Source organism: Kerstersia gyiorum (assembly GCF_048595715.1).
Lineage (GTDB): Bacteria > Pseudomonadota > Gammaproteobacteria > Burkholderiales > Burkholderiaceae_B > Kerstersia > Kerstersia gyiorum.
Genome location: NZ_CP169556.1, coordinates 3,256,496 through 3,269,206 on the forward strand (window position 1 = coordinate 3,256,496; position 12,711 = coordinate 3,269,206).

A 12,711-nucleotide genomic window follows, 5' to 3' on the forward strand; every position below is an offset into this window, starting at 1 on the left:
GACCGATGTCTGGTACGCCACTCAGGCTATCCCTGACGCACCCCTTGTGCGAGCAGGCATCCGTGCCTGTTGCAGGCCCGCAATGCGCTGAATCAGGATCAATCCGGCAATACACAACGGGATGTCCATCAGATCTGAAACCTGCATCATCAGGTTTGCCTGCATCAAGGCGGGCAGCGTTTCCGCACGCTGCCCCAATTGATACGCTGCATTGCCCAGCACGCAGGCCAGCAACCAGAACAGCCACCACCAATGCAATACCGCAGGCACACGCGCTGTCTGCCAGGCGTCTGGCACCGCGCTGGCCTGCCAGATCTCCTTCATGGCCTGATAGGGCTTCCAGAGATTGACGATAGGCACGAAATAGCACCCCACCGCCCATGCTGGCGAATAGCGCAGGTTTTCTGCTGTCAGCGCATTCGCATTGCGGTTGGCGAAATAGATCCAGCGGCCGATCATCACTATCAATGCAATAAACAGGCCAATCTGCAACAGGCCTACGGTTCCCTGCCGCATTGCATTGGCCGTGGCCGCGTCGAGGGCCTGGGCATGGCTGGCAAAAACCTGATTATCCAGGTCTGTCAGCAACCCGTACTCCACCATACCCGATAACCAGGCCACTGCGGACAATGCGATATTGGCCAGCAGCAGACGGCGTATCCGGCGCGTGGAGCGCGTCAAATCCCTGAGTTCCATCTATGCCTCATGCATGCAAACCAGCCTGCCTGTCGCCCATCCCGGGCACAAATAGGAATGATACGCTCTTTCAACAAGTCAGGCGCTGATCAAGACGCTTGCAGCCAGGGCGCAGCACAGGTCAAGGAATGCAAAAACCATGGCAAAAATGACACAAGCCAGCGCAAAACAATGCGCTGGCTTGTGCGGGAACGCCACAACTGCGGCGTTTGAATCTGGCGACGTTATCCCGTTGCCATCGTAACGGCTCAGGCAGTCACTTCCGCCTCGCCTGCCGCCGGCTGGCGGATCAGGTAGTCGAATGCGCCCAGAGCTGCCTTGGCACCTTCACCCGCAGCGATGATGATCTGCTTGTAGGGCACCGTCGTCACGTCGCCGGCAGCGAATACGCCGGGCAGCGAGGTTGCGCCACGCGTATCCACTTCGATCTCGCCATGCTTGGAGAGATTCAGCGTGCCCTTGAGCCATTCGCTGTTGGGCACCAGGCCGATCTGGATAAACACACCAGCCAGCTCGACCTTGCGGCTTTCTCCGCTCTTGCGATCGGTATAGACCAGGCCGTTGACCTTCTGGCCGTCACCCACGATTTCCGTGGTCTGCGCATGCAGGATGACTTCGACGTTCGGCAGGCTGTAGAGCTTGCGTTGCAGCACGGCATCGGCACGCAGCGCTTCGCCGAATTCGATCAGCGTGACGTGGCCGACCACACCGGCCAGGTCGATGGCCGCTTCCACGCCGGAGTTGCCGCCGCCAATCACCGCGACGCGCTTGCCCTTGAACAGCGGGCCGTCGCAGTGCGGGCAGTAGGCCACGCCATGGTTGCGGTATTCGCGCTCACCCGGCACGTTGATTTCGCGCCAGCGCGCACCCGTCGCCAGAATGACCGAACGGCTGCGCAATTCTGCACCGCTTTCCAGCTTGACCGACAGCAGACCATCGCCTTCCTCCAGCGCAACGACGCGCTGCAGGTTCATGATGTCCACGTCATACGACTTGACGTGCTCTTCCAGCGCCGCGGCAAAGCGCGGGCCTTCGGTATGAGGCACCGAGATGAAGTTCTCGATTGCCATGGTGTCGAGCACCTGGCCGCCAAAACGCTCGGCCACCACGCCCGTGCGGATACCCTTGCGAGCCGCATAGACCGCCGCTGCGGCACCGGCCGGGCCACCACCGACGACCAGCACGTCGAAGGCATCCTTGGCGTCGAGCTGGGCAGCCTTGCGCGCTGCCGCGCCGCTATCGAGCTTGGCCAGGATTTCCTCGACCGAGGAACGGCCCTGGCCGAACACTTCGCCATTCAGGTAGACGGTCGGCACGGCCATGATCTGGCGCTGCTCGACTTCATCCTGGAACAGCGCGCCGTCGATGACAACGTTGCGGATACGCGGGTTGATGACTGCCATCGCGTTGAGCGCCTGGACCACGTCCGGGCAGTTCTGGCAGCTCAGCGACATATAGGTTTCAAACAGGTACTCGCCATCGAGGTTGCGGATCTGCTCGACGACTTCCGGCTCGAATTTGATCGGATGGCCGCCGACCTGCAACAGGGCAAGCACCAGCGAGGTGAATTCGTGACCCATGGGGATAGCGGCGAAACGAATGCCGATATTCTCGCCAGGGCGATTGACGCTGAAGGACGGTTTGCGCACACCGGCCTCGTCGCGCTCGACAAAGCTCACGCGATCGGACAGCGCTGCGATTTCCTGCAGCAGTTCACGCAGCTCCTTGGACTTGGCGCCATCGTCAAGCGACGCAACGAGCTCTACCGGCTGCGTGACACGTTCCAGATAGGCTTTCAATTGATTCTTGAGGTTGGCATCCAACGACATGAGAAGCTCCGGTATTCAGTGATGTGTATTCGTGGCAGCATGCCTTGTGGGCATGACACCTCTGTTGCCGGGACAGCACCGCTGCCCTGGCCGGGGGCTGGCCACCAAGCCGGCCCCCGCGGCCCGCCCCGTCATCGGGCGCGGACCGTTTTCTCTCCGGCTCTTTGCTTGGAGATTAGATCTTGCCGACCAGGTCCAGCGAGGGGGTCAGCGTGGCTTCGCCTTCCTTCCACTTGGCGGGGCAGACTTCGCCCGGGTGGCTGGCGACGTACTGGGCAGCCTTGACCTTGCGCAGCAGCTCGCTGGCGTCGCGGCCGATGCCGTTGTCATGGATTTCGCACAGTTTGATCTGGCCTTCCGGGTTGATCAGGAAGGTGCCGCGCAGGGCCAGGCCTTCTTCTTCGATCAGCACGTCGAAGTTGCGAGCCAGGGTGGCGGTGGGGTCACCGACCATCACGTATTGCACTTTCTTGATGGCGTCCGAGGTGTCGTGCCATGCCTTGTGCGCGAAGTGGGTGTCGGTCGACACGCTGTAGACTTCGACGCCCAGCTTCTTGAATTCTTCGTAATGATCGGCCAGGTCTTCCAGCTCGGTCGGGCACACGAAGGTGAAGTCGGCAGGATAAAACACCACAACCGACCACTTGCCGGTCAGCGATGCGTCGCTGACTTCGATGAACTTGCCATTTTGGTACGCCTGAGCCTTGAACGGTTTGATCTGGGTATTGATAAGAGACATGGTGATAATCCTGTTGTCTGGGTTGAACACGGCGGCACCGTTGCCGGTACCGTTCTTGCAGGCATATAGTGCCTTTTCTTTTCAGATATGAAAAGTGAATTAATTCTATCCCACTGATTGATTTTTTCAATGACAGGGGAATGACCGCATGCTTTGGGGGACGTCGCGGCACAAAGCGCCGCCAGGCCCTAAAATGGCCTGACCGGTTCCTCGCAATCGGCCTTCCTACAACCTTTCTATAGTTGCCATGTCTCGCACACTGTTCGTTACGACTGCCCTGCCCTACGCCAACGGCTCCTTCCACGTGGGCCACATCATGGAATACATCCAGGCCGATATCTGGGTGCGGGCGATGCGAATGTCGGGACACACGGTGCACTTTGTCGGCGCTGACGACGTCCACGGCGCGCCCATCATGCTGAAGGCTGAAAGCGAAGGCATCACACCGCAGGAACTGGTGGCGCGCTATGCCGCCGAGCGTCCGATGTACCTGAACGGCTTCCATATCCGTTTCGACCACTGGCACAGCACGGATTCGCGTGAGAACGTCGAACTGTCGCAACAGATATACCGCAGCCTGCGTGACGCCGGCCTGGTAGAGACGCGCACCATCGAACAATTCTACGACCCGGTCAAAGGCATGTTCCTGCCGGACCGCTACATCAAGGGCGGCTGCCCGCGCTGCAAGGCGCCAGACCAATATGGCGATGCCTGCGAAGTCTGTAGCGCCGTCTACAGCCCGACCGAACTCATCGACCCGTATTCGACACTGAGCGGTGCACGCCCGGTGCTCAAGCAATCCGAACATTTCTTCTTCAAGCTCTCCGACCCGCGCTGCGTGGAATTCCTCAAGCAATGGACCACCGGCAGCAATGCCCACGGCGCACGCCACCTGCAGGCCGAAGTGCTGGCCAAGACGCGTGAATGGCTGGGCGGCAGCGGCGAAGAAGAAAGCGGCCTGGCCGACTGGGATATTTCCCGCGACGCCCCCTACTTCGGTATCGAGATTCCCGATGCGCCGGGCAAGTACTTCTATGTCTGGCTGGATGCGCCAGTGGGCTACCTGGCGTCGCTCAAGGCCTATTGCGCCAAGCAGGGCCTGGATTTCGACGCGCTGCTGGACCCTGCCGGCAACACTGAACAGATCCACTTCATCGGCAAGGACATTGTTTATTTCCACGCGCTGTTCTGGCCGGCCATGTTGAAGTTCGCCGGCCGCAAGACGCCGGATCAACTGAACGTGCACGGTTTCATAACCGTCAGCGGCGAAAAGATGTCCAAGAGCCGCGGCACCGGCATTTCCCCGCTGCGCTACCTGCAGATCGGCATGAATGCCGAATGGCTGCGCTATTACATTGCCGCCAAGCTGAACAGCAAGGTCGAAGACATAGACTTCAATCCCGAAGACTTCATCGCCCGCGTCAACAGCGACCTGATCGGCAAATACATCAATATCGCCAGCCGCGCCGCCAACTTCATCGCCCGCCATTTCGACGGCCAGCTGGCCTACCGTGGCGACGAGGCCGAACTGTCCGCCAGCCTGCAGGCGGCAGCCGAACAGATGCGCGCCGACCTGGAGGTGCGCGAGTATGGCCGCGCCATCCGCGAAGCCATGGCACTGGCCGACCGCATCAACCAGGAATTCGATACCGCCCAGCCCTGGGTGCTGGCCAAGAACTGGCAAGAAGCCGATGCCGAACGCCAGGCCGCCCTGCAGGATATCTGCTCGCGCGCCCTGGCCGGCTTCAAGGCCCTGACTGTCATGCTGAGCCCCATCCTCCCGGAACTGTCGCAACGCGTGGCCAGCGAGCTGTTCGGCCTGGATCGCGGTTTTGTCTGGACGGACGCCGGCGAGCTGCCGCGCAACGTGGCCCCGTTCAAGCACCTGATGCAGCGCGTCGCGCCTGAAATGCTGGACCAGCTGTTCGAACCGCCCGCAGCGCCGGTGGTCGTGCCAGGCGGCGAACCCATTGCCGACACCATCAAGATCGACGATTTCGCCAAGATAGACCTGCGCATTGCGCGTATCGTCGAATGCAAGCGCGTCGAAGGCTCCACCAAGCTGCTACAGCTGACGCTGGACGCGGGCGAAGGGCGCCATCGCAACGTATTCTCCGGCATTCAGTCGGCCTACGAACCTGAACAGCTGGTCGGCAAGCTAACCGTACTGGTTGCCAACCTGGCGCCGCGCAAGATGAAGTTCGGCGTGTCGGAAGGCATGGTGCTGGCAGCCAGCCACGCCGACGACAAGGTGGATGCCGGACTCTACATCCTCGAGCCCTGGCCCGGTGCGCAGCCCGGCATGCGTGTAGGCTGATGTCCCACTGGCCGCTTGCGCGGCCAGCGTGCCAGAGGAAGCAGACAAGCCCCGCAGCATTGCCATGCTGCGGGGCTTGTTCGTTGTTGCGGAAGCTGGCTGCGAAATCACAAACCCGGTCGGTTGCGTTCAGCCGTCTTCGTTCAGTTGCTTGCGTGATGCACCAGCGGGCTGGGCTGCAACGCGGGGTCCAGCGTTTCGCGTTCGTCAAAGACGAAACAGGTACCGCGATAGCCCACGCCCCCGGTGTCCTCGAAGTATTTGAGGATACCGCCGTCAAGCTGAAAGATATTCTCCACACCTTGCTCGGCCATGTAGATCGCCGCTTTTTCGCAGCGAATGCCACCCGTGCAGAAACTCACCACGGTCTTGCCTTTCAGCTCGTCCTTGTGCGCCTGGACGGCCTGGGGAAACTGGGTAAAGCGGTCTATGCGCCAATCCAGCGCGCCCTCGAAGGTACCCGCATCAACTTCAAATGCATTGCGCGTATCCAACATGACGACCGGGCGTCCAGCATCGTCGCTGCCCTGCTCCAGCCAGCGTGCCAGGGTACGCGGCGCAACCGCCGGCGCCCGCCCGCCTTCAGGCCGGATGGCCGGCTCGTCCATGCGGATGATTTCCCGTTTGATGCGCACCTTCATGCGCTTGAACGGCACGTCTTCGGACAGGCTGTATTTAACTTCCAGCGGCGCAAAGCGCGGGTCGGCGCGCAAGGCGGCCAGCCAGCTTTCGATGTCCTCCGCCTGGCCGGCCAGGAAAAGGTTGATCCCTTCTTCGGCCAGCAGCACCGTGCCCTTGAGCGACAGGGCGACCGCCTGCTGCAACAGCCGTTCGCGCAGGCTGGGCAGATCATTGAGGGAAACAAACAGGTAGGCGGCAATATTGGTGACGGCTGCAGACATGGCGGCATTCAGGACTTCAGGACTGCGGGACAAGCCTGCTGGCCCGGCAGGCGCCGCACCAGCAGGTGGAAATAACTTTACTCAACGACGGAGCGCTGTTCCAGCACGCCATCGAGCACCCAGCGCACAGACGGCGCGTCCGCAGGCGGCTGGTCGACCTGGATTTCATTGATGCGCAGCAGGTAAGACGTGCCTGGCTGGAAATCAAAACCGGCGATCTCGCCATAGAAAAGCTGCCAGGGCGAATCCTTGCTGTCGCGTACTCGGTAGCAAGTCTGCGGCGCAACACCGGTACAAGGCACCTTGCGGTCGTCCAGGTAGATCTGCCGCTTATTGCCGGTTTCCTGCATGTTGCCGGAACGCCGCGAGAAGGACAGCACATCGCCATCATCGAGCACCAGCACCAGATGGCGCGGTTGCGCGACGGGTTCGGGCGCCGCCGATACGATGGATGCCAGGCCATGCAGGAAATCGGCTTCCAGCACCATGGCCTCGGGGTTGCAGGCCATGCGGGTGGAACCGAGCTCATCTATGCTGAGCGCAGACAGGCCATCGTAGCGATAGCTGCCGAAATAGCGATTGCAACCCGCAAAGCCGCTCACGCGGCCGGCCTGCGAGATATCATCGCGTGCGAATTCGAGCGTCAGTGCCCGGTTCATCCCAACGCGCACGGGGATATCGCGCACTTTGCCATCCGCAGATGCCCAGCGCACCAATTCCCAGCTCGTGCCGTCATAAGGACTCTGGTACGAGACAGTTGTTGCTTGCTTTGAAGATGCCGCGTCGTCCCCGGATGACAGCGTTCCACACGCAGCCAGGCTGGCGCTCAACGCCGCCCCGGTCAGACACTTCATCGTAATACCCATGCGCCTCAACGCAATCTCCTGGAGATTCGCCTGTTTGACTCCGCCCGCAACACGCGCAGGCGTTCGGAAAAATCTGGAACCCGGATAACAGGCATGCATTGATTATATGTCCAAGCACACCGCGCCTTGCCCCCCGGATAGCCCGCATCAGCGCGCCTGCGGGCGGCCGACGGGGCCCTGCCGCTGCTCGTCCGGCCAGGCGGGTTCCATGCGCGGCAGAGTATCATGACAGGCAAGCCGGCTGTTTTTCAGTGCAGCCATAAGCTCATACGTTCAATGACAGGGGCCGCAATCATGCTTTCATTGACTTCTCTGGGCGGCGCAGGCACCGTCACGGGCTCGAAACATCTGCTCACGCATGGCAATACCCGCTTGCTAATTGACTGCGGACTGTTCCAGGGGCTGAAGAATCTGCGCGAGCTGAACTGGGAAGGACTGCCCATCGCGGCCAGTGATATCAATGCTGTCGTACTGACCCACGCGCACCTGGATCATTCTGGCTATCTGCCCCGCCTGGTTCGCGAAGGGTTTCGCGGCCCCATCTATGCTACCGACGCCACGCGTGATGTCGCTGCCCTGATCTTGCGCGACAGCGCCCACCTGCAGGAAAAGGATGCGGAATATGCCAATCGCAAAGGCTTTTCGCGCCATGCCGTGGCAGAGCCACTCTATCGCGTGCGCGATGCGGACCGTGCCATCACCGCCATGCAGTCCGTCGCCTGGCACAGCCCGGTGGATCTGCCCGGCGGCGCCACGCTGCTGATGCGCCGCGCCGGCCACATCCTGGGCGCGGCCAGCGCGCAGATCGACATAGGCGGGCGCAGCATCGTTTTTTCCGGTGACCTCGGGCGCTACGACGATCCGGTCCTGCATGACCCCGAACCCGTGCCGGCTGCAGACTATATCGTCATTGAATCCACCTATGGCGACCGTGTCCATGATGAGGCAGACCCCGTCGCCCTGCTGGGCGACATCATCGAACGCACGGCGAAACGGGGCGGCACGGTAGTGATCCCGGCGTTCGCCGTCGGCCGCGCCCAGTCGCTGATCTACTACCTATGGCAATTGCGGCAGGCGGGGCGGCTGCAGAACATTCCCGCCTACCTGGACAGCCCGATGGCAGGCAACGCCACGCAATTGCTGCACGCCCATCCTGCCGAACACAAGCTGGACGATGGCGAGTATGAAGCCGCCTGCCAGGCCATTGCCTATGTACGCGACGTGGAAGAATCCAAGGCGCTGTCCGCCAACCGCTATCCCAAGGTCATTATTTCGGCCAGCGGCATGGCCACCGGCGGCCGTGTCCTGCACCACCTGGCAGCCTTTGCCCACGACCACCGCAACACCATACTCTTTTCCGGCTTCCAGGCCGCCGGCACGCGCGGCCGCAAACTGCTGCAAGGGGCGCGGGAAGTGAAGATACACGGCAATTGGGTACCGGTACGGGCGGAAGTCGCCGAATTGCCCATGCTGTCGGCGCATGCGGACAGCAATGAGCTGATGCGCTGGCTGTCCGGTTTCCGCAGAGCGCCGCAACGCGTTTTCATCGTCCATGGCGAACCGGAGGCCGCCGATGCCCTGCGAGTCCGCATAGAACGCGAGCTCGGCTGGAACGCCTGCGTTCCCCGCCAGGATCAGGAATTCCAACTCTAAACGGCACCCGCCATATCAAGCGCCCATGACTTCGCCACGCGTGCCCGATATGACCGGCCATCCACCCGCCCCTTCCCGGCTGACTATCGTGCTGGCCGTGCTGGCACCGTTCATCGTGCTGGCGACGTTGTTGCTGGCCTGGAGCGCCCAGCACGCTCTGGGTGCACGGCAACAGCAGCTGGACGCCGAGTTTGCCCGCCTGGCGCGCTATTTTGATGCCCAGAAGCAGTTTTTGCTCGCGCTGGACGCCAGCAGCCGAAGGCTGTCCAGGCTGCCTTTCAGCCACCTGTCCGAAGCTGGCACGCAGATATCGCCACCGGACAGTTCCGTGCGCGTCTACCAGGCCCGGCAGAATACAGCCGACCTGCCGTATGCGCTCATCTGCGGCACGGCCAGCACCTGCGAGGAAAATGGCGAACCCGCTGGCAACCAGTGGTACGCCATCGGCAATTTCCTGACGGATTTCTATGCTGCCTACTGGTCGGGCATGAGTGAAGCCGGCCCCTACCTGCTCTTCAATGACAGGACAACGGGCAACAGTCTGGGGCTGCCCACCAGCAGCCAGCCCCAGGGCATATCGCGCACCCTGCCGGCGTCGCAGCGGGCCGCCGTGCTGACCTTCGTCACCGGCATCGACGCCGCCACCATCCCGGCGTCGCCTGCGGCAGGCGTGCTCTGGTTCCGGCTGCCGGAATCCCCGGACCTCATCGCCGGACTGGCCCGCATCAACCTGCCGCCACATCTCTGGCCAGACAGTAAGACGCCGCCCCGTTTTTTTGCCGCGCCCCTGTCCAGGATCAGCCGCTTCCTTTCCGCAGAAACCACAGCAGGCATCTTGTCGCTGACACTGCAAGGGCAAACGCTGGCCAACGACGCAGCGCCGCTGCCCGAAGCCGCTGCGCCGGGTTTCCGCCTGAGCGCCAGGGGTGCCGTCTTTTCGCTGGGCCGCCATGGCACCAGCCATGCCGCCGTCCTGGTTCCATACCGTGAACTGCTGCGCGGACACGGCTGGCTGGGCTACTCGCTGGCCGCGCTATTGGTCCTGGCGCTTATTGCCACCTGGCTTGCCTTGCGCTGGCATCAGCGGCGGGTCCTCACGCCTGCCCGGCATGCCGCCGTCCAGGCCAGTGAGCACGCGCAACTGAACCAGGCGCTGCTGGCCCAACCACAGGCTGCCATCTGCATCGCCAACCGCCATCATGGCCGCCTGCTTTACGCCAATCCGCTGGCTCAGGCCTGGCTGCAACAGGGCCTGCCTGCCTCCCTGCCCTCACCCTTGCCTCCGCCCTTGCCGCTGCCCGATGACCCCGGCCTTCCGTTGGACGCCGCCGGACTGCTGCCTATCCAACAGGTGGACTGGTGCGGCCGGCGCCTGCAGGCCAGCTATATGCCAATCCGGCACGCCGGCCAGGAAGCCTGGCTATGCGTGCTGCACGACCAGGCGCCGCTGCTGCGCTGCCAGGACAACTTGCGTGCAGCGCGCCACCAGGCAGGGGTGGCCCTGCAAACCCACAGGCGCTTCCTGGCTGCCATCCGCAACGAACTGGACGCCCCGCTACACAACCTGAATGAAGCGCTGGCTATTCTCTCCCTGGTCCGGCCCGACGCCTTGCGGCAATCCGTAGCATGCATCAGGCAAACCACGGACGAGCTATCGCGCTTTCTCTGCAACCTGCAGGAAATTCACCGGATGGATAGCGGTGCGGTGTCCCTGGCGAATGCGCCTCTGGACCCTCACCGGCTACTGCAGGACTGCATCGCTGAACATCAGCCGCAAGCCCGGCAGAAAGGCGTGCTGCTGTTTGCCCATGTGGATATTGCCGTGCCCCCAGGCGTCAAGGGCGATGCCACCCGCTTGCAGCAGATCATCCACAACTTTCTGCACAACGCGATGCAGCTCACCCCTGCCGGCCATATCATCGCCCGCCTGCATGCGCGCCCTGCCGACACGGATCATGCAACGCTGGTACTGCAAATCAGCGACAGCGGAGCAGGCATCCCGCCCGATGCCTTGCAGGAATTGGCATCTACCTTCCAGGCCCCCGCCGACCACCCCCTGCCTGTCCACGGCAGTAGCCTGAACCTGGCCGTCAACGCCCGTCTGGCCCGGCTCATGCAGGCGGACATCCGCGTGACCAGCGAAGCGGGCCTCGGCAGCAGCTTTGTCTTGACGCTCACCCTGCCGCTGGCCCCTGCGCCCACCGCTGCGGCAGCAATCAGGGCAGCCCCCAGACTGGATGGCCTGCAGGTCTGCGTGCGCAGCCCTCACGCGGAACTGAGCGCCAACATCAGCGCATGGCTGGATAAATTCGGCGCCCAGGCCCGACCGGCACAGGGCACCCCGCTGCCTGAGGCCACGCGGAGCCACGGCATTCTGCTGGATGTGCTCATGCCACGCGCGCACCGTCCGGCAGAATTCGCCGGCACCTACGCCACGGCAGGCATGCCGGACGCAGCCGGCGCAGCGGTCAATCTGAGTCTGCCAACGGCTGATCCGATGGCCATTGCAGATGGCCTGCAGCGTGCCGCAACGCCCGGAGTGGACGGCCCGGCGCCGGGAATTCTCGCAACGACAGCACCAGCCACGCTGACACCGGACAGCCAGAAAACCATTCTGAGTGAATTGAGCCTGATCCCCGGCAATTACCAATCCCTGTTCCGCGATACCATGTCTGAAGACACCCTGGCGCTATCCCAGGCCTGCACTGCCGGTGATGCAACCCGGGTCACCTGGTTGCTGCACCGAGTTCACGGCATTTTGATTGCGCTGCGCCAGAACGGGCTTGCACAGTTGTTCCAGGCCCATGAAACCGCCATCAGGCAGCTCGGGCTCACCCCCGGCACCCGCACCAACCTGGGCAGCCTGGTAGCCGAAACCCAGGCACTCATGGACGAGCGCCTGAAAGATTGAAGAGCACTGCTGCGCCAATGAACCAGAACCAGCAGGACAAGGGAAACCGCGATGAAAAAACTAAGCATTGCCTTTGCAGATGATCATCCTCTCGTCCTGGCGGGCCTCAGCAATCTGATTGCGGACGATCCCCGGTTTGAACTTTCCGGCTGTCTGGAAACCCCGACGGCGCTGGTGCAGCATATGACCCAGTCCCGCCCGGATATCGTGGTTACCGATTTCTCCATGCCCGGAGATGCGCATTATGGCGATGGCCTGAGCTTCATCGGTTACCTGGTGCGCAACTTCCCCTCCACTCGTCTGCTCGTGGTCACGATGATATCCAGCCCCCCTATCATCGCGTCGCTATACCGTGCCGGCGTCAGCGGCGTCATCCTGAAATCCGATCAACCGCACGACCTGCTCGAAGCCCTGGATTGCCTCTACCTGGGGAAGCGCTACCTGCGCGATGGCCACGCTGCCACACCGGAAGCGGAGCAGGCTGCCAGCGAAGATACCTCCGTCGCCACACTCCGCACCCGCGCCACCACCCTGCTGTCCCCCAAGGAGCTTGAGGTTCTGCGCCTGTTCATCGCCGGGCATTCGCTGACTACCATCGCCCACAAGCTCAACCGCAGCATCAAGACAATCAGCAACCAGAAGCGCTCGGCCATGCGGAAACTGGATATGCCCAGCGACCAGGCGCTCATCGAGTTCTGCGTCCACGCTGGCCTGTTCCGTTGAAACCGCGCCCTTGGGGCAGCCCCTGCCGCACAATGGCTACACCGGTGCGCTGCGGGCGTTCTGCGACAGCGCGTC

9 protein-coding genes are annotated in these 12,711 nt (G+C 62.4%); 4 read left to right on the plus strand and 5 right to left on the minus strand.

What is annotated here, in order from left to right:
- Window positions 1-21: 21 nt before the first annotated feature.
- From ACEW7X_RS14275 to ahpC, 3 genes are all read right to left on the minus strand, one after another.
- Window positions 22-696 carry a DUF4328 domain-containing protein gene (locus ACEW7X_RS14275; RefSeq protein ID WP_420177348.1) on the minus strand — a complete coding sequence of 225 codons (675 nt, stop codon included), beginning with the start codon at window positions 694-696 and terminating at the stop codon, window positions 22-24.
- 248 nt (window positions 697-944) lie between these two features.
- A complete protein-coding gene (gene ahpF / locus ACEW7X_RS14280; protein ID WP_068367117.1) occupies window positions 945-2,525 on the minus strand; it encodes an alkyl hydroperoxide reductase subunit F in 1,581 nt (526 codons plus the stop codon).
- Window positions 2,526-2,700: 175 nt separating this feature from the next.
- A complete protein-coding gene (gene ahpC / locus ACEW7X_RS14285) occupies window positions 2,701-3,264 on the minus strand; it encodes an alkyl hydroperoxide reductase subunit C (protein ID WP_068367119.1) in 564 nt (187 codons plus the stop codon).
- 247 nt (window positions 3,265-3,511) lie between these two features.
- Between ahpC and metG the strand changes: the two genes are divergently transcribed.
- Window positions 3,512-5,581 carry a methionine--tRNA ligase gene (gene metG, locus ACEW7X_RS14290; RefSeq protein ID WP_068367121.1) on the plus strand — a complete coding sequence of 690 codons (2,070 nt, stop codon included), beginning with the start codon at window positions 3,512-3,514 and terminating at the stop codon, window positions 5,579-5,581.
- A 143-nt stretch (window positions 5,582-5,724) separates the two neighbouring features.
- Here metG and ACEW7X_RS14295 read toward each other — a convergent pair whose 3' ends face one another.
- Both ACEW7X_RS14295 and ACEW7X_RS14300 read right to left on the minus strand, forming a co-directional pair.
- The gene (locus tag ACEW7X_RS14295) at window positions 5,725-6,483 is read right to left on the minus strand and encodes a sulfurtransferase (RefSeq protein ID WP_068367123.1); all 759 of its coding nucleotides are present in this window, start codon (window positions 6,481-6,483) and stop codon (window positions 5,725-5,727) included.
- 77 nt (window positions 6,484-6,560) lie between these two features.
- Window positions 6,561-7,349 (minus strand): META and DUF4377 domain-containing protein, encoded by a 789-nt coding sequence (locus tag ACEW7X_RS14300; RefSeq protein WP_167731913.1) that lies wholly within the window; start codon window positions 7,347-7,349, stop codon window positions 6,561-6,563.
- A gap of 294 nt (window positions 7,350-7,643) precedes the next feature.
- Here ACEW7X_RS14300 and ACEW7X_RS14305 point away from each other — a divergent pair, with 294 nt between their 5' ends.
- The 3 genes from ACEW7X_RS14305 to ACEW7X_RS14315 are packed head-to-tail and all read left to right on the plus strand — an operon-like array spanning window position 7,644 to window position 12,636.
- The gene (locus tag ACEW7X_RS14305; RefSeq protein WP_130486544.1) at window positions 7,644-9,002 is read left to right on the plus strand and encodes an MBL fold metallo-hydrolase RNA specificity domain-containing protein; all 1,359 of its coding nucleotides are present in this window, start codon (window positions 7,644-7,646) and stop codon (window positions 9,000-9,002) included.
- Window positions 9,003-9,027: 25 nt separating this feature from the next.
- A complete protein-coding gene (locus ACEW7X_RS14310; protein WP_130486543.1) occupies window positions 9,028-11,913 on the plus strand; it encodes a sensor histidine kinase in 2,886 nt (961 codons plus the stop codon).
- Window positions 11,914-11,964: 51 nt separating this feature from the next.
- Window positions 11,965-12,636 carry a response regulator gene (locus ACEW7X_RS14315; protein WP_068367130.1) on the plus strand — a complete coding sequence of 224 codons (672 nt, stop codon included), beginning with the start codon at window positions 11,965-11,967 and terminating at the stop codon, window positions 12,634-12,636.
- The last annotated feature ends 75 nt before the right edge of the window (window positions 12,637-12,711 follow it).